Origin of the sequence: Latilactobacillus graminis DSM 20719, assembly GCF_001436415.1 — a bacterium.
GTDB lineage: Bacteria > Bacillota > Bacilli > Lactobacillales > Lactobacillaceae > Latilactobacillus > Latilactobacillus graminis.
Genome location: NZ_AYZB01000005.1, coordinates 1 through 18504 on the forward strand (window position 1 = coordinate 1; position 18504 = coordinate 18504).

16 protein-coding genes, 1 tRNA gene and 1 pseudogene are annotated in these 18504 nt (G+C 41.4%); 11 read left to right on the top strand and 7 right to left on the bottom strand.

Annotated elements, in window-relative coordinates; translation table 11 throughout:
• The first annotated feature begins 99 nt into the window (after nt 1-99).
• On the top strand, nt 100-480 hold the full coding sequence (locus tag FC90_RS02270) for a hypothetical protein (RefSeq protein WP_057907693.1): 381 nt from the start codon (nt 100-102) through the stop codon (nt 478-480).
• Nucleotides 481-709: 229 nt separating this feature from the next.
• A complete protein-coding gene (locus FC90_RS02275; protein WP_057907694.1) occupies nt 710-1627 on the top strand; it encodes a zinc-binding dehydrogenase in 918 nt (305 codons plus the stop codon).
• On the opposite strand, the gene FC90_RS02280 is transcribed toward FC90_RS02275, so the two are convergent.
• Together FC90_RS02280 and FC90_RS02285 are read right to left on the bottom strand one after the other, a co-directional pair.
• Nucleotides 1624-2478, bottom strand: coding sequence for a helix-turn-helix domain-containing protein (locus FC90_RS02280; RefSeq protein WP_057907695.1), 855 nt, complete (start codon nt 2476-2478; stop codon nt 1624-1626). The two genes, FC90_RS02275 and FC90_RS02280, sit on opposite strands and share 4 nt — an antisense overlap.
• Before the next feature lie 359 nt (nt 2479-2837).
• Entirely contained in the window at nt 2838-3476 is a 639-nt protein-coding gene (locus FC90_RS02285; protein ID WP_057907696.1) for a DNA-3-methyladenine glycosylase, read from the bottom strand.
• Between the two features lie 320 nt (nt 3477-3796).
• Here FC90_RS02285 and FC90_RS09625 point away from each other — a divergent pair.
• From FC90_RS09625 to FC90_RS02305, 4 genes and pseudogenes are all read left to right on the top strand, one after another.
• Nucleotides 3797-5430, top strand: a pseudogene (locus FC90_RS09625) (peptide ABC transporter substrate-binding protein).
• Between the two features lie 183 nt (nt 5431-5613).
• Nucleotides 5614-6021 (top strand): organic hydroperoxide resistance protein, encoded by a 408-nt coding sequence (locus tag FC90_RS02295; RefSeq protein WP_057907697.1) that lies wholly within the window; start codon nt 5614-5616, stop codon nt 6019-6021.
• Between the two features lie 216 nt (nt 6022-6237).
• On the top strand, nt 6238-7590 hold the full coding sequence (locus FC90_RS02300) for an FAD-dependent oxidoreductase (protein ID WP_057907698.1): 1353 nt from the start codon (nt 6238-6240) through the stop codon (nt 7588-7590).
• Between the two features lie 588 nt (nt 7591-8178).
• Nucleotides 8179-8415 (top strand): hypothetical protein, encoded by a 237-nt coding sequence (locus FC90_RS02305; protein WP_057907699.1) that lies wholly within the window; start codon nt 8179-8181, stop codon nt 8413-8415.
• A 10-nt stretch (nt 8416-8425) separates the two neighbouring features.
• On the opposite strand, the gene FC90_RS02310 is transcribed toward FC90_RS02305, so the two are convergent.
• Together FC90_RS02310 and FC90_RS02315 are read right to left on the bottom strand one after the other, a co-directional pair.
• Nucleotides 8426-10204, bottom strand: coding sequence for a glycerophosphodiester phosphodiesterase (locus FC90_RS02310; protein ID WP_057907700.1), 1779 nt, complete (start codon nt 10202-10204; stop codon nt 8426-8428).
• A gap of 132 nt (nt 10205-10336) precedes the next feature.
• A tRNA-Arg gene (locus tag FC90_RS02315) sits at nt 10337-10408 on the bottom strand.
• Nucleotides 10409-10696: 288 nt separating this feature from the next.
• On the opposite strand from FC90_RS02315, the gene FC90_RS02320 reads away from it, so the two are divergent.
• From FC90_RS02320 to eno, 5 genes are all read left to right on the top strand, one after another.
• A complete protein-coding gene (locus FC90_RS02320) occupies nt 10697-11734 on the top strand; it encodes a sugar-binding transcriptional regulator (RefSeq protein WP_057907701.1) in 1038 nt (345 codons plus the stop codon).
• A 38-nt stretch (nt 11735-11772) separates the two neighbouring features.
• Nucleotides 11773-12789: a type I glyceraldehyde-3-phosphate dehydrogenase gene (gap, locus tag FC90_RS02325; RefSeq protein ID WP_057907702.1), complete on the top strand. Its 1017-nt coding sequence runs from the start codon at nt 11773-11775 to the stop codon at nt 12787-12789.
• A gap of 100 nt (nt 12790-12889) precedes the next feature.
• Nucleotides 12890-14104, top strand: a complete 1215-nt coding sequence (locus tag FC90_RS02330; protein ID WP_057907703.1) for a phosphoglycerate kinase — start codon at nt 12890-12892, stop codon at nt 14102-14104.
• Nucleotides 14105-14129: 25 nt separating this feature from the next.
• On the top strand, nt 14130-14885 hold the full coding sequence (tpiA, locus tag FC90_RS02335; protein WP_004270956.1) for a triose-phosphate isomerase: 756 nt from the start codon (nt 14130-14132) through the stop codon (nt 14883-14885).
• Between the two features lie 116 nt (nt 14886-15001).
• A complete protein-coding gene (eno, locus tag FC90_RS02340) occupies nt 15002-16297 on the top strand; it encodes a phosphopyruvate hydratase (RefSeq protein ID WP_057907704.1) in 1296 nt (431 codons plus the stop codon).
• A gap of 106 nt (nt 16298-16403) precedes the next feature.
• On the opposite strand, the gene FC90_RS02345 is transcribed toward eno, so the two are convergent.
• The 3 genes from FC90_RS02345 to FC90_RS02355 are packed head-to-tail and all read right to left on the bottom strand — an operon-like array spanning nt 16404 to nt 18488.
• Nucleotides 16404-17462 carry a WxLIP family cell surface protein gene (locus tag FC90_RS02345; protein WP_057907705.1) on the bottom strand — a complete coding sequence of 353 codons (1059 nt, stop codon included), beginning with the start codon at nt 17460-17462 and terminating at the stop codon, nt 16404-16406.
• A gap of 29 nt (nt 17463-17491) precedes the next feature.
• Nucleotides 17492-18166 (bottom strand): WxL domain-containing protein, encoded by a 675-nt coding sequence (locus tag FC90_RS02350; RefSeq protein ID WP_057907706.1) that lies wholly within the window; start codon nt 18164-18166, stop codon nt 17492-17494.
• A complete protein-coding gene (locus FC90_RS02355; protein WP_057907707.1) occupies nt 18147-18488 on the bottom strand; it encodes an LPXTG cell wall anchor domain-containing protein in 342 nt (113 codons plus the stop codon). The genes FC90_RS02350 and FC90_RS02355 overlap by 20 nt, the downstream gene beginning before the upstream one ends.
• Nucleotides 18489-18504: the final 16 nt, after the last annotated feature.

Below are 18504 nucleotides of genomic sequence, written 5' to 3' on the forward strand. Positions count from 1 at the left end.
TAATTATCAAATGAAATTATATTATTTCATCTGACAACCATAAAGGGATTATTACAAAAGATTGAAAAAACAAAAACAGTTACGCCGAAAAATGGTATTATGACGCTGACTGATGAAAAACCTAAAAGTAAAGCAAAAACTATAAAGGGTTATATTTATCGAAGTGGCAACGATTATGTGGTGTTGAATTCAGAAAAAGGTTATATTAAAAATGCAAAATATATGCAGGGCTATTTAGAAACTAAACATACGCAAATGACGAATCTGTTTTTTATGGAACCCAATACAATGGCAATTGCACAAAATCAGGTTAACCAATTTGCTAAAACGTTTAAGTTAGCGTATGGCAAGGTCGTTTATGACGAGCTACCGAGTTCCAATAATTTAAGTGTCGCTGTAGGGATCATCACTAATAAAAATTTAGGTAAACTATCTAATATAAGGATCTACAAAATCTACTACCAAGTTATCTCTAAATAAGCCAGATGTCCGGTCAAAGCGTGACTGGGCATCTTTTTTAGATTCAATCACTAGGTATTCCGCAAAATGAAGCGTGTTTCGCAGGTTGCATACTCTGAGTAACATATGTAAAAAATCGACTTAGTCTAACATGAGACTAGGTCGATTTTTTTTTGCAAATATTCGTATTCTTATTTTTATTTTTGTGAATTTCCTTGTATTGTAAGGCAAAAGAAAGGTGTGAATGATGATGCAAGGGATTATTCAACAAAATTATCAAGGGATTGAAGCCCTCCAGATTAAGTCAATTGAAGAAGGCCCGCTGACGCCGTTGTCAGTTATGATCCAGAATAAGTTTGTTCTGGTACTGCCCTATGATTGGCAGACGGAAAGCGGGGCGCTGACCGAGATTCGCCCGGTTCAATTACCAATTGTGATTGGCTATGGATTCGGTGGAATCGTTGAACAAGTCGGCCGACTACGGCATTCAAGTTTAATTGGTCAAAGGGTGATTGGGATGCAGCCGAATGGTTCAGCGCAGGAGGTTATCAACAATAAAATTCCGCCATTGTTGTTCAAAGTGCCTGATCAAGTCACATTAGCAGATGCGACAACTCTCATTGGGGGTGCCGACGCAGCGCTCCACGCAATTAAAGTACTCGAGGTCAAATCGACGGATACAGTTTTAGTCACCGGTGCTTCTGGTGGCGTTGGCACCTATTTAATTCAGCTATTGAAGTTAGCCGGGACCACAGTGATTGCATTGGCTAGTGCCGAGAATCAGACTTTTGTTCGTCAATTAGGCGCCGATAGCGTTTTGAATTATGAAGCTGATTTAGCCGCGCAATTCAGCAATAGTCGTCAGCCCAATAAAGTCATCGACACGGTTGGCCAGCAAGCACTCCTTCAATTAATCTCCGCAAGTTATGGTTCGCTAAGAATACTGTCGTTGTCGACAACCCATTTCTTACCCACCAAGCCGGGGCAAGATTTCCGCTTCAGTAATGGCTCAATCGGCATTGGCGGTTATCAACACCTATTACAACTATTGGCGACCAAGCAGATTAAGGCCTACATTCAAGCGACTTATTCTTTTGAAGCCGTTAAAAAAGCCCAAATGATTGCTAAGAACGAGCATTCACAGGGCCGGATTTTATTAACCTTTTAGAAATGATAGCGGGATTGATTGAAGATCTCTGCTAGGGTATCGCTTTTCAGACTAGCTGCCGTTGCTGCTTTCGGATCATGGCGGGCAGTCGCTGTCTTGGCGACTAGCAAGAATAAGTCGGCTAACATGTAGTGTGAATCATGATTGCTGAGCCAGTCAATTCCTTGATTGGCGATGGCAAAAGCTTTTTGAAAGTGGTGATCTTGATAGAGTGCCAGGCTATACAGGTAGAATAAGATATTAATGTTCTCGTCATAGTGCGTGAACCGCCCTGCATTCACAATTGCGAGGACGTGTTCGAAATCAGTTTGATCAGTATGGGGCGTACTCTTAATAAAGCTGATACTACTGAGAATCAAAAGCTCAGTAGGCGTTAAAACTTGTTGGCGCGGTGTAAACGTATAGTCGAGTGCCATCTGTAGTTCCCGTAAACTATCCGTGGATATGTGAAGTCCTTGGAATGTCGCGATACCATGATAGTAGTAATAGGTCTGTAAATCGGTCGCCAGTTCAAGGTGTTCGGCTAAGTCAGTTGTATCTAAATAATTTAACATGCCGCGATAATCGTGTGCATTGCAAAGTTGTTTAATTTGTTGATTGAATTCGGGTTGTTGATCAATTTCGGGATAATGACTTAACAGCGCTTGCTCTAACGGAATATTAAGCCGTTTACAGAGTTTTGCTAACAAAATGGCGTTTGGAATATAAGTTCCGTTTTCAATATGACTAATCATCGGTTGCGAACAAATATCCTGGGCTAATTGATGTTGGGACAAGCCTTGCGCACGACGAACCGTAGCGATTTTATGCCCCATGGTCGCGGCAAGTAGATTATCAGGAATAGCTGGCACTACCAACACCTCACTTCATATCATTGCTTTAAATTTAACATGCAATTTCGAAAAAGAAAAGGAGCTGGGCTGCATGCCAGTATTGATTATTATTTTAGGGTTTGCGTTTATTTTTCAAAAGACGTTAATGTCTACTGCCACCATTGTGTTTGGTACGCTATTTGGTCTTTGGCTACTCAGAGGAATAATCGTCTTGATACTACTGATAATAATTCGCAGTGTTTGGCGTCAAATAAATTAGAAAAAGCATTAATCGACGGGCTTTTTTGAGGGTCTAAATTGATAGCCCTTTTAAGGCTTATTAAATGGCATTCAATGCAGTGTGGGCTATCGATTTGTGAAATTTTGGATCACCCACCTCAAAGCCAACCATGATTTGTACGTTGCCATTGGCGCTTAGGCAGGCCACTAGCATACGGGTTACCAGCTACATAATAACGGTAGGGAAGTTGGCCACTCGTTGCTTTAGAATTGACCCCGATTCGTGGCGCGGCGACAATCGATTGGGGATAGCGACGATGGGCTAAGTCAATCATTAAAGGAGCATCAGCCACATTTTGAAAAGTCAGTTGTTGATCGCAAATACCGAGGGCGCCCATTAATTTACCCGGTCCATTGGTCAGTTCAACGCCTGGTTTCGGACGGTTAAGACGCATTTGCTCGATGCCGTGGGTGGGCTCGATGGCACGAATTAAGACACCTTGTGGTTGATCAATTGCTTGGGTCACAATATCAAATAAGAAGAAACCGCGTAATTGATAAATATAAATCGTACCGGGGCCATGGTAGAGTGGCTCGCTAAAAGGGGTACGGCGCCCATTATAGGCATGAGCGGCAGTGTCATCGGTGCCGACATAGGCTTCTGCTTCCACAATGAGGCCGCCAAGTGTGCCGCGGCGATTGGTATAAAGCAAGTGAGTCCCCAATAAGTCCTGTGCAATGGCTTGGGTAGACCGGTTCGTAAAAAAGGATTGTGCTGCTGGTTGGCTGGTTGTCATAATTAAAACCTCCGCGTTAAAAGGAATCAGCTTTATTTTAACATCAAAGGTATGTCAGTTGTCAGCCTTGATAACGTTAAAAGCGGGGACAGCATGATCAAACTTTATTTAGCAGAGGACTAACAACTATTGAATACTGATTTAGCGGGGAAATGAACCTGCTTTTATTTTCTTCAGATTTTTCATAAATATAAAATTCGGTCATTAACGTAATTTCAGGAGAACGGATGAGCGGATTACCGTCGATGTTTTAGGCTGATTATTTAACTTTTGGCTACTGAATTGGTATGCTCTACTTATTAAATGTAAGGAGGCGTGTCATGCAAAGAAGGCGGCAGTTCTTAAAACTTAGTGTTAGTGCAATTTTTATATTCGGGGTGTTCCTATTATGCCAAGTTTCGGGGGTACAGGCCAAACAGGTTCTTCAGCTTGGCGCGCAAGCCCCACTAGATACAATTGATATCTCGACTTCAACGGGATATGGCCAAACAGGGAATATTTATGAAAGTTTATTCCGGCTTGACAAAAACGGTAAAATTGAACCTGGCTTAGCGAAATCGAGTTCAGTTTCAGCTGATGGGAAGACATGGACGTTTAAACTGCGTGATGCCCAATTCAGTAATGGTGACCCGATTCGGGCGCAAGATTTTGTTTATTCATGGCAACGGACATTAAAACCAGCAACCAAATCACCTTATACAAATCTTTTCAGCAATATCCAAAATGCACCAGCGATTGCTAAGGGCGAAATGGCTCCAGATCAACTTGGGGTGCGGGCAGTTGACGACCATACGTTAGCAGTCTCGTTATCAACACCTGTCGCTTATATGAAAACTTTGATGGCTTATCCATTATTTGCGCCACAAGATCAAAAAGTGGTTGCAAAATATGGTAATAAATATGCAACAAATGCTAAATATATGGTCTACTCAGGGCCGTTTAAGTTAATTAATTGGAACGGGACGCGTGAGAAATGGCAATTTGTGAAGAATGACCGCTACTGGGACCGTCAAAAGGTGAAGTTAAATCAAATCAACTATACCGTTTTGGAAAATACCAGTACGGCGCTTTATCTCTATCAAGAAAAAAATTGGATTTAACGCAGTTGGATAATCAACAAATTGATAATTATCGGGATGATAAAGCATTCCATCGTTACCCATATGCGTTAACCAACTATATTAAATACAATTTCAAGACAGCAGATGAATCGAAAAAAGCCCTTTTGAATAACCAAGATTTTAGATTGGCGATTTCATTAGCAATTAACCGCAAGACATTGAATAATCGTTTGTTTGGTTCGAAGAAGAATAATATGACTGGCCTTGTACCGGTGGGCTTAGCCGACTCGCCTAAAAAAGTCGATTTTGCTAAATCACAAGCAGTTCCGAATACCGTGGATTATAATCCAAAGTTAGCGCTGAAACATTGGCGTGAAGCATTGAAAGCGACTGGTCAAAAGAAAGTCGCAATGACTTTAACCCTCAATTCCGATGATGCGAATGCGTCATATGTTGGTCAATATCTTAAGGGCCAACTTGAAAAAAGCTTGCCCGGTCTCAAGTTAACATTGAAGACGGTGCCAAGTCAGGTTGCAAGTAGTCGCGATAAAAAAGGGGATTATGATTTATTACTTGCAGGTTGGGGAGCGGATTTCAAAGACCCAATTTCGTTTTTAGAAATCATGTTACCTGGTGCTGCCAGCAATACCGGCGGGTTTGACAATCCAGAATACAAAGCCGCCCTTGACCGCGCCATGAATACCGATGCGAACGATCCTGACAAACGTTGGGCGGATCTCGTGACGGCTGCGCAAGTCATGAATCAGGTGCAAGGAATCACACCACTCTATCAAAATGATACGGCGTACTTGAAGAATCTAAAGGTCAAAGGTGTTGTGCATAACACGGCTGGCGCACAATGGAGCTACAAGACGGCTTATATTAAAGAGTGAGAAAAAGGCGTTGATGCAAAAAATAAATTTTGGTTCAACGCCTTTTTTGAGTGGCTATCATGTTCTGTAAGTCCTCAGAACATGCCCGACTTACGACACACTTCTTTACACAAACAAATCATTATGGTTCTGAATTTCGCTGTGCTAAAGTAAGGGTATCCAATTTAGAAAGAGGGTATTTTAATGGCAAAACAATATGAAACCACGATGGTTAATGAAGGTGGGCGAAACGGGTTCGTTTACGACCCAGAAAAATCAACGAAGTATGTGATTAAAGCCCCTGGTACAGATAAATCCGGTAAGAGTACCAACCCGGAACAGCTTTTCGCTGCCGGTTACAGTTCATGCTTTAACAGTGCCTTAGAACTTGTTTTGAGTCAGGATCAGATTAAAGCTGAAACGACGGTTAAAGCGACGGTCTCACTCTATAATGATGGTCCCGCTAATTTCTATATTGGTGTTGAACTTGTCGGTCATATTGAAGGGCTCTCAGAAGAGAAAACAATGCAATATCTCGAAAAAGCACATGCCGTATGCCCGTATTCAAAGGCAACGCGCGGTAATATTGATGTTACGCTTAATGTGATGTAAATAAAGATATTATAAAGGCCTGCGTAATTAAGCGCAGGCCTTTTATAGCAAATAACGATAAGAGTCTAGGTTGTATTCGGATGCCAATCGGTGGTGCTCTTTTTAAGCGATAGTGCGTAGATTCTGATTAATTAGTTAAAGAATACGCTTTTATTTATAATTAATCTTATCTGCGGTATACTTAGATTGTGCAAAATAGATTGAGGAGTGATTTATGTGAAAATTATCGTTGTCGGTTCATCCCATGGTGGCTTTGAAACTGTTCAAGAAAGTTTACTCGATTATCCGGATGCAACCATCCAATGGTACGAACAGGGCGATTTTCTATCGTTCTTATCCTGCGGGATGCAACTCTATTTAGAAGGTACTGTCAAGAATGTTGACGATGTTAGCTACGCAACACCAGAAGGTATGCGTGCTAAAGGTGTTGATGTTCATTTACAAGAAGCGATTACTGCTATTGATGCTGATCAACATACGGTTCAAGTGAAGGATTTAAAGCATAATACAACGCGTGAAGAACGTTACGATAAGCTCGTCTTAAGTGTCGGCGCTGTCCCGTTTGAATTGCCAGTCTCAGGCCGGGATTTAGCCAACGTTTATGCAATGCGTGGTCGTGATTGGGCGATTAAATTAAAGGCCAAAACAGTTGATCCAACTGTGAAAAACGTCGTTGTCATTGGTTCGGGCTATATTGGGATTGAAGCGGCGGAAGTCTTTGCCAAAGCTGGTAAAAACGTTACAGTTGTTGACGTCTTACCACGTCTATTGAGTTTATACCTCGATCAAGAATTTACAGATGAATTAACAACTGAAATGCAAGCCCATAATATTTATCCAGCAGTCGGGCAAGGCGTTAAAAAATATGTCGGCGTGGATGGTAAAGTGACAAAAGTTGTGACCGATCAAGCTGAATACGATGCTGATTTAGTCATCGAGGCGGTTGGGATTCGTCCTAATACAGATTGGTTAAAAGATACATTACAACTCGATCGCAGTGGTCGAATTGAAATCAATGAATTCTTACAAACGAGCCAGCCTGATATTTTCGCCGTTGGGGATGCGACGGTTGTGAAGTACGCGCCAACGGGTAAAGCAATGCCGATTGCTTTGGCAACAAACGCTCGTCGACAGGGTCGCTATGCTGCTAAGAATTTAGTCACAGCCAATCAACCAGTACCAGCTGTTTCTGGTTCATCAGCATTGAGTGTTTTTGATTATCACTTTGCTTCAACTGGGATTAAAGAAGGAACGGCTGATAAAATGGGTGTGAAGACCCAATCTGTTTTGGTTTCTGAAACATATCGCCCACACTTCGTCCCAGCTGACGAAAACCCAGAAGTTAAATTCAAATTAACATTCAATCCTGAAACGGGCCGGATTTTAGGTGCACAAATTATGTCTAAGGCGGACGTTACAGCTAATATCAATGCCATCTCATTAGCCATCCAAGGCAAGATGACGGTAGACGATTTAGCCTACGCTGACTTTTTCTTCCAGCCAGGTTTCGATCGACCATGGAACATCATGAACGTCGCAGCTCAAAAAGCACAGCGCTTGATGCATTAATAAAAGTAATGAGAGTGTGCCATTCGACGTTAACCGTAATAAGGACATGATTTATGGAACAAATTTAGACGATTAATATTCGAAAACCAAAAGGGCGTTGAAGCAAAATGAATTTTTGCTTCAACGCCCTTTTAATTTTGCAAAACGATAGCTTATATGATTGATATCACGTTGATTTATATTAGTACCATCAGGAACTAAATCGGATACTACTAACCTTGTAAGTCTTGATTATTTTTGATACACTCGTACGTAAGTAGCATGTCACTGGTGTTTATTCCATGAATATTAAAGGAAAGATCTGCTTAAGAAGAAGTAGGGAGTTGAATTTGAGTGTGCAGGCAGAATACAATGCTGAAACACCTTTGTCGCCAATGAATGGATTAATAAAAAATTAGCCTCTAGGTTAATGTTAATTCATCCGTAATTGAAGCTTTGCTGATTAAAGTGATTGAAACAGCAGACCGAACTGAGTGACAAGGTAAGAATTCTTATGTTGTTAATAGCGAGCGGCAGATTCAAGTAACCGCAAATATTAATAATTATCGTGGCATCACGGTCGATTGGTTAAGCGGAGGAGATTAATGAATGATATCTAATTTATGGAGTGCTTTTAAAGCGGCCTTTTTCTTTTTAAGCACAATACTTATTGCAAAAATTATTTTTAAGTGGTCAGATTTCCACGAGCTCTATGCAGATGGCAGGCTGGAATTAGGGGATGTGGGTATTAGTTTCATTTTTCTGGGTGTTTATCTGGGAATTTTATTATTATTGACCTTACTTATTTTCTTGTATTTACAGTTGAAACAGTTATTTAAAAAATGATTGTTTTTTGTTAGCCAACTCCTATGATATAAAAAAATTTATCGGCGAAATACGGCTTTGAGTGTTGGCTTGGGGTTTGTTCAACAGCTTTAAGGTTGTCGGTGACCACCCCATCTGCACCGAAATACATCATCCGTTGCACTGCTTGATGATCATTGGGGGTCCAGACGAAGACCGCTTTATTTTCCTGGTGTGCGGCTTGAATGAAGTGCCGGTTGACAGTCGTCATTTCAACTGAGTAGAAATCAGCGTTTGAAATCGGCGGACCGCTGAAATTAAACGGCAGAATGTAGCCCGTTTGAATTTTAGGTGCTGCTTGTTTGACGGCTTCGACTACGTGCCAGTTTAAGGACTGCACCATGTGGCCGTGGGCTTCGATATTGGCCTGATACTTGTTCAAAAAGCGGCGCACTAACTTCGGATTATCGGTGGTGGGGGTCTTAATTTCAATTAAGAGTTTTTGATGGCACTGATTAGCGCGTGCCAGATAATCATTAAATGACACAATCGGTGCAGTTTTTTGGTGTTCACGGACGGTCATTTTAGTCAGTTGTGCCAGTGTTTGGGATTGGAGTGTCCCTGAATGGCCAGTCAGTGGCGCAAGTTGGAAGTCGTGGAAGACCACGAATTGGTGATCTTTAGTGAGTTGCACATCTATCTCAACGTAGTTTGGGTTTAAACGGTGGGTTTGGTTGAGCGCTGCCAGTGAATTTTGGACGCCATTTTTTTGAGAAACACCACGGTGTGAGATACTTAGTGGTTGGTGAATGGTTATAGCGTGAAGGGTATGCCAATTATAAAAACCAACACTAACTAAGCTGATTATCGCGACTAATAACAATAAGCTACTACTGAAAGGAATAATTCGTTTTAAACTGGCATAAATGACAGTTGACTGATTAAATTGCGAATCACTCAGCAAGCAATCAACGATAACGAAAAAGATGGCGACTGTCGAGAGGCCCCAATTAATAAGCAGGATAGCTTGTAAAAGGGTCATTAAGATGACGGCACTAGAAAAGCCGGCCGCAGTGTGGGTCTCAATGAAGGCTTGCAACTGAATCAATAGGCAAAAAATGATTCCGGTGAAGCCAATGAGAATGCCTGCGATGAGTAAAAGCCGACCAATTAGGCGGATCAAATACTGATGCGTGAAGTGCCAACTCGTGCGCATCGCTTTTTTTACTGGCATGTGTTGCAAGATAACATAAGGGAGCGTGAGAATCAGGCGCAACCCGCCATACAGTAGGCCTAAGTAAATGAGGAGACATAAAACGCCAACTAGTCGGCGATTCGTTATGATGTAATCCAGAATGAAGGCTGGTAATTTAAACTTCGTCAACAAGTCGGCGTGATAGCCGAGAGCACTCCACGGCATAATTAAGACATAATAATATAGAAAGAAAGGCACAGTACCGTTACGCAGGTGCGCGATTTGGGTAAAGGTCATCTTAAGTAATGTTTGCAGGGGAAGCGGCTGTTTGATCTGGATGAAGTACACACTTAATAGAAGAAACGTTAACTCGAAGAAGGCTAGCAATAAAGTTGATAGCCCAATCCCTAAGAATCCTAATAGCGCAATCGGATGCTGATGAATAAGTGTTGGTAAGTTACTCAATGCGAGAAACTGAATCTGATTATGGACTAAAATGAAGTAACTGGCTTTGCCTAAAAGTGGTAGACAAATTAAAAATAAAAAGCCATGCATCAATATCACACTACGAAAATAGACCGGGGACTGCTTTAAAAAAGTGAATGTACTTGTAAATAAAGTTTTAAAAGACTGCATTGAATGGGCTCCTCCAGTTGAACGCATACTGTGTTAATTGTACAATAAAAAAGACTATCATTAACATGATAGCCTTTCTTATATAAATTTGGCAATTCATTACCAAACTCTTTGATATAACAGTATTTATAATGCGTCACCCGGGAGTCGAACCCGGATCTCAAGAACCGGAATCTTGGGTGCTATCCATTACACTAGCGACGCATTCCGCGTACTCAACAGTACAATATATTATACTAACGGAGTTAAGCAGAAATTTCAAGTATAAATTTCGAGAAAAGCGCGATAAATCAACGGTACAAAAATATTCGGAAAGAAAACGTATTCATCAACTGCAAAGCATTGCATCTATTTTCCCCACTTGTTATAATGGTCTTGTTCGAAAGGATAAGTTACTAGGTTTAGTAAGTTACCTTTTATTTTTTGCCAACCATGGGTCGACTAATGACACAGATGGACATTTTATGTCCCACGGAAAGTAGGCGATAGCAATTGCGCGATGAATTATCTGCAATAGAAGCGGTTGCGCCAGATTTCGTTGGTATCATTAAGAAGCGTTACCAGATTTTACAACATATCGATTGGCTCGCACCAGTTGGTCGCCGGACACTTGCGGAACAATTACAGCTGAGTGAACGAGTGATTAGAACTGAGACGGATTTTCTGAAAGCACAAGATTTGCTTAATTCGTCTAAATCAGGTATGGTTTTAACCGTAAAGGGTAATGAAACTCTGGAGCAGTTAAAACAGGTAATGGATCAATTCTTAGGTTTACATGAGACTGAACGTCAGTTAAGCCAAGTTCTGGGAATTGAGCATTGCTTAATAGTTTCTGGCAATAGTGATGAACAACCAAAAGTCCTCACTGAAATGGGCAAATTAGTTAATAGTACGCTACAGCTATTATTACCGCAAGGACAAAGTGTTGTGGCAGTGATGGGTGGAACGACAATGGCCAAAGCTGCCCACGAACTTTCAACCGATCTTTCTAAGCAGCGCAATCTAATCTTTGTGCCTGCTCGTGGTGGAATTGGTGAGAGCGTTGATATTCAGGCGAATGCTGTTTGTGCTGAGATGGCTAAGCAGACCGGTGGTAAGCACCGAGCCTTGTATGTCCCTGAGCAAGTGAGTGAGAAGACGTATGCCCCCTTGTTAGAAGAACCAAGTGTTCAAGAGGTATTAAAACTGATTGAACGGAGCCGCGGTGTTTTGCATAGTATTGGGGAAGCCATTACGATGGCCGAACGACGTGAAATGCCGGTTGAAACCATCAAGATGCTTAAAGAAAAGCGGGCGGTTGGTGAGGCCTTTGGGTATTTCTTTAATCAACAAGGCGAAGTGGTTTACAAGATTCCGCGAATTGGGTTACAGATTCGTGACTTATTAAATATTCCGTGTGTACTGGCGGTTGCTGGTGGTGCTTCTAAAGCGCAAGCAATTCAAGCGTACATGCATCTCGCACCTAAACAGACGTGGTTAATCACGGATGAAGGTGTCGCAAACTCGATTTTACAAGGGGCAACCCTTTAAAATAAAAATTTTCATTTCCTAAAGGAGGAAATTCTATTATGACTACAAAAGTAGGGATTAATGGTTTCGGACGTATTGGTCGTTTAGCTTTACGTCGTATTTATGCAACAAGCAGTGACGTTTTGGAAGTTGTTGCTATCAATGATTTAACATCACCAGACATGTTAGCACACTTATTAAAATATGATACAGCTCATGGTCAATTTGATCATGAAGTATCAGCTACAGAAAACAGCATCGTTATCGATGGCAAGAACATTCCAGTTTATGCTGAATCAGATGCACGTAATATTCCTTGGGTTAAGAATGATGGTGTTGATTTAGTACTTGAAAGTACTGGTTTCTACACATCAGAAGAAAAATCACAAGCTCATCTTGATGCTGGTGCTAAAAAAGTACTTATCTCAGCTCCTGCTGGTGCTGTTAAGACAGTTGTTTACGGTGTTAATGATGATACAATCACAGCTGATGACAACATCATCTCAGCAGCTTCATGTACTACAAACTGTTTAGCACCTTTAGCTAAAGCAGTTAACGATGCTTTCGGTATCAAAGCTGGTACAATGACAACAATCCACGCTTACACAGCTACACAAAAATTACAAGATGGCCCTGATCGTGGTGGTAATGTTCGTGCTGCACGTGCTGCTGCTGCAAACATCATCCCTCATTCAACTGGTGCTGCTAAAGCATTAGGCTTAGTTGTTCCTGAATTAAAGGGTAAGCTTGATGGACATGCACAACGTGTTCCAGTTATCACAGGTTCATTGACAGAATTAGTTGCAACTCTTGACAAAGAAGTTACAGCTGATGAAATTAATGCTGCTATTAAGAAAGCTACAGAAAACAACCAATCATTTGGTTACAACGACGATCAAATCGTTTCATCAGATATCATTGGTACAGAATTCGGTTCAGTATTTGATCCTACTCAAACACAAATCGTTGGCGGTGGCGCAGGCCAAGTTGTCAAAGTTGTTGCTTGGTATGATAATGAATCAGGCTTTACAGCTCAAATGATCCGTACATTAGAAAAATTTGCTAGCTTAATCTAATTTCATCTTATTGATTTTAGAATAACGTGAGCATTTTATAAGGCGGGAGGAGGTAAACTCCTTCCGCCTTTTTTTATGAAAATCTAGGAGGTTTGTCCACATGGCAAAACAAACAGTTGCAGATTTAAAAGATATCAAAGGCAAAAAAGTCTTAGTACGTGTTGACTTTAATGTACCAATCAAAGGCGGCGTTATCGGTGATGATAACCGGATCGTAGCTGCTTTACCAACAATCCAATACATCATCGATAATGGTGGCAAAGCTATCTTACTTTCTCACTTGGGCCGTATCAAGAGTGACGAAGATAAGCAAGAATTGACATTGAAACCAGTTGCTGCCCGTCTTGGCGAATTATTAAACAAAGATGTTACTTTCGTTGCTTCAAATGAAGGCCAAGCATTAGAAGATGCAATCAATGCGATGACTGATGGTCAAGTATTGGTTATGGAAAACACGCGTTTCCAAGATATCGATAATGACTTTGGCAAACGTGAAAGTAAAAATGATCCTAAATTGGGCGAATACTGGGCATCATTAGGCGACATGTTCGTCAACGACGCTTTCGGTACAGCTCACCGTGCTCACGCATCAAACGTTGGGATTGCGACAGCTATGAAAGCTAATAACAAACCTGCCGTTGCTGGTTACTTATTAGAAAAAGAAATCAAATTCTTGGGCGAAGCAGTTGACGCTCCAGAACGACCATTTGTTGCTATCTTAGGTGGCGCAAAGGTTTCTGACAAAATTGGTGTGATCGAACATTTATTAGCTAAAGCTGACAAAGTAATCGTCGGTGGTGGTATGACTTATACTTTCTACGCTGCTAAAGGTTTATCAATTGGTAACTCATTAGTTGAAGAAGATAAGATCGAATTAGCTAAAGAATTAATCGAAAAAGCTGGTGACAAATTAGTATTGCCTGTAGATAACGTTGTTGCCGACAAGTTTGCAAACGATGCTAAGACAGAAATTGTTGAAGGTAACATTCCTGATGGCTACATGGCATTAGATATCGGACCGAAAGCAATTGCTGACTTCGAAAACGTCCTTAAAGATGCTAAGACTGTTGTTTGGAACGGCCCTATGGGTGTGTTCGAAATGGACAACTTTGCTAAAGGGACATTGGCAATCGGCGAATTCTTAGGTAACTTATCAGGCGCTACAACAATCGTCGGTGGTGGCGATTCAACAGCCGCAGTTAAGAAATTAGGCGTTGGCGACAAGTTAACCCATATTTCTACTGGTGGTGGCGCATCACTTGAATACCTAGAAGGTAAGACATTACCTGGTATCGCTGCTATTTCAGACAAATAATTTAAAATTAAGAGGAGATTTTCTCATGCGTAAACCAATCATTGCTGGTAACTGGAAAATGAACATGAACCCAACTCAAACAACTGAGTTCGTGAATGCTATCAAAGCCAACTTACCTAAGTTTGATCAAACAGAATCAGTTATCGGTGCACCTGCTGTTGACTTACCTGCCTTATTAGAAGCGGCTAAAGGCACAGACTTAAAAGTTGCTGCTGAAAACTGTTACTTCGAAGATGCTGGTGCATTCACTGGCGAAACTTCACCAAAAACGTTGAATGAAATGGGTGTTGATTATGTCATCATCGGTCATTCAGAACGTCGTGATTACTTCCACGAAACTGATGAAGATATCAACAAAAAAGCACACGCAATCTTCAAAAACAACATGACACCTATCTTCTGCTGTGGCGAATCACTTGAAACACGTGAAGCTGGCAAAGCTGAAGAATGGGTTTCAAACCAAGTAACAGAAGGTCTTAAAGGCCTTTCAGCTGACCAAGTTAGCTCAATGGTCATTGCTTACGAACCAATCTGGGCAATCGGTACTGGTAAAACTGCTTCTGCTGACCAAGCACAAGAAATCTGTGCTGTTGTTCGTCAAACAGTTGCTAAGTTATATGACCAAACGGTTGCTGACAAAGTTCGCATCCAATACGGTGGTTCAGTTAAGCCTGCAAATGTTAAAGAAATCATGGGCAAAGAAGACATCGACGGCGGTTTAGTTGGTGGTGCAAGTATGGAACCTGCTTCATTCTTAGACTTAGTTCACTTTAACGACTAATTTTTAACGCATTCCTGTTTACGAATGGCGTAAAATTAGCTAAAATAGGTATAGGCTTTGCCTGACATCCAAAAAAGCGCTAATGCTCAGCATTGGCCAAAAAAGGAGAAAATTACATGTCAATTATTACTGATATTTTAGGTCGCGAAGTTTTAGACTCACGCGGCAATCCGACTGTTGAAGTTGAAGTTTACACAGAAGACGGCGGCTTTGGTCGCGCAATCGTTCCTTCAGGTGCTTCAACTGGTGAACATGAAGCTGTTGAATTACGTGACGGCGACAAATCACGTTTTGGTGGCAAAGGTGTTTTAAAAGCTGTTGAAAACGTTAATGGTCCGCTTGCAAAAGAAATCATTGGTTTCGACGCTACAGATCAACGCGGTATCGATGCTGCTATGATCCAATTAGATGGTACAGAAAACAAAGGTAAATTAGGGGCTAACGCAATTTTAGGGATTTCATTGGCTGCTGCACGGGCTGCTGCTGACGAATTAGGCTTACCATTGTACGAATATCTTGGCGGCCCTAACGCTCACGTATTACCAACACCAATGATGAACGTTATCAATGGTGGTGCTCACTCAGATAACAAAGTTGATTTCCAAGAATTCATGATTATGCCTGTTGGTGCTAAATCTGTCCGCGAAGCGATCCGGATGGGTTCAGAAACTTTCCAAGCATTGAAGAGTCTTTTATCAGCTGACGGTAAAGTTACTTCTGTTGGTGATGAAGGTGGGTTTGCACCTGATTTTGCAAACAACGAAGAACCTTTACAATACTTGATCAAAGCAATTGAAAAAGCTGGTTACAAACCAGGCGAAGATATTTCAATCGCTATCGACGTGGCTTCATCAGAATTATGGAACAACGAAGCTAAGACATACAAATTACGTTGGTCAACTGGTGAAGAATTCACAACCCCTGAATTCGTTAAATACCTTGAAGGCTTAGTTGCCAAATACCCAATCATTTCAATCGAAGATCCTATCGATGAAAACAACTGGGAAGACTGGGCATCAATCACTAAAGAACTTGGCGAAAAAGTTCAACTTGTTGGTGATGACTTCTTCGTAACAAACACTGATTACCTACGTAAGGGTATCAAGATGGGCGCTGCTAACTCAATTCTTGTTAAAGTTAACCAAATTGGTACATTAACAGAATCATTAGAAGCAATCGAAATGGCTAAAGAAGCTGGCTACACAGCTGTTGTTTCACATCGTTCAGGTGAAACTGAAGATACAACAATCGCCGACTTAGTTGTTGCTACAAACGCTGGCCAAATCAAGACAGGTTCAATGAGCCGTACTGATCGTTTAGCTAAGTATAACCAATTAATGCGGATTGAAGAACAATTAGGTGATACTGCTTCATATAAAGGGATCAACTCATTCTACAACATCAAAAAATAATTAAATTATTTTGAAGACTCACCGTAGGTGGGTCTTTTTTAGATATATGTTATTAAAATTAGCCATCAAAAAAGTGATTCTCATAAGAGAACCACTTTTTTACTAGTTAAGATTTTAGCCGGTTTAATTCATCTTTTAGGGCCTTATTTTCTTGTTGCTTCTTACGATAGCGCCAGTAAACATAACCAAGAATAATCAAGATTAGAAGGATTCCTGTTAAGACATAAGGCCAATAATTATTTTGCGGTGGCAAATTGACATCTTTGGCGTTCCACTGATTTGCAGCTTGTCTTGAAACGGTGAAGTGCCGGGTGAAGTGCCACTGACGTCCCTCGGAATGAACGGTAAGGTCGAGTGTGTAGCGTCCCGGTTTGAAGGGTCCGTTGAGTGGTAGGTAAAAGGGCATCACCGAATTTGGCGCAAACTGAACTTGTTTTTTCTCGGTTTGATAGAGCTTCTTTTTTTGACCGCGTTTCGTGACGAATGCTTTAATCGTGGTTTGATTTTGAAATTTCGGTTGTACATTACGAATATTTGCCAGGATTTGGTTACTACCCATCATTTGATTAGCAGCCACTTGACCCAGCTTAAATTCTGGCGTGATTGTTTGCTGATTAGTGCGAATGACCACTGCAACGGCATACGCAAACTTATTGCGAATATTAATTTGTTGGCTAGTTTTTGGGCTTTTGGGAAGCTCAACAGCACTAATGCCTCCGACAAGTTGACCTTTAAAAGCTTTGGGTGGCGTCTTAAGGGTTACATCTACCACCCGTTGTTCTTGGGGGTTGAGCTTAATCCTCTTGGCCTCTGGTTTTAGATAGTCGCCGAGTGCGTATTTGAGGGTTTTGTCGGATTGATCTTGATGGGCCCCGTAATTGACAACACCATTCATATTCGTAGTAGCCGTTTTAGCTGTTAAAGCAATTTTGGTGGGGGTATCTTGATGATTGACTAATTTCAATTTTAAATTATAAGTTTGATTTGGTTTAACGACTAAATCAAAATAACTAAGATTCTGATTGGTTTGATTTTCAGGTGGCACAATGGTCATGGCAAAACTAGCCGCGGGTTCAGCCGCTTGGCTAGTCGTGGTAGTGGTTATTAAACTGATCAAACCGAGTAGTAGGCAGAATAATAGTCGATTGAGATTAGTCATTTTCATCGCAAAACGCTCCTTTGTAATTCGCTAGATTATGATGCAGTTGGGCCAGCAACTAGTGACCATGTTAACTCTGATTGGTAGTGTACCGCTTCAGTTGGGTTGACTGTACTTGGGACGCGAAGATTGATGGCATCAGCACCAATTCCAGTTCCTAAAGTCGCTTTAACGCTACCATAAGCAGTCGCATCACCTCGCATGAAGGTGGCTGGCGCCGTATTCAGTGCAATTTCATCAGCACCAAAGCTTGCGACACCGGACGGATTGGTCTGATCAATAGTGCTTGTACCTGTTTTGAAGACCACTTGGGTTCCGTTTAAAGTGTCAGTTGGATCGGCACCAACACCCGTTGAATCGCCCATATTTGTAAAGTTAGTTTGTTGAACTTGTAAGTCCCAGCCGTCTAACTTGGCCTTACTACGATCGTCTTGGATACTGACAGTATTGGCAGTTGTTAAGGTACCTTTACCAACGTGAGTGCCACTAGCAATAACGGGATAGTCATTACGCTTTGAGCGATCAATTTCGTGAGAACCAAAATGCATATCAGGAACGGCTGTAATTTCTAAAGGATTGCTTTTTTCTGTGAATAATACGGCAGCGTCACTTGGTTTAGTATCAACCGTAGCAGCACCAACCATGCCTGTCGATAGACCAGTTGTTGCAAGTAGTGTGAGTAATGTGGTACTAATCAATGTTTTTTTCATAATAAGTCGCCTCTTTCTTAATGAGTGTTGTAATTAGTAGGAGCAATAAGCCAAGTAATTGATACGGCCGAGTGGAGGTGACATCCGTTTGTGGAAGTCGTCCACTGGGTGTTGCAGAGAAACGTGGTAGTACAATCTGTAAGTTCGGTTGATGAGCATCAGTATTCTCAGGTGCAGCGATGTTTGGGGGATTAATGGGTGGCTGTTTGCTAGGTGTAAACTGGACGGTTACCGTCGAATTAACAGTAACCGCATCTGCTCGAATCGGTGTAAAAAGTAGACTGCCACCGAGTAGCATGGCAAAGAAACACAGTTTATACATCTTAGAAGACCTCCTG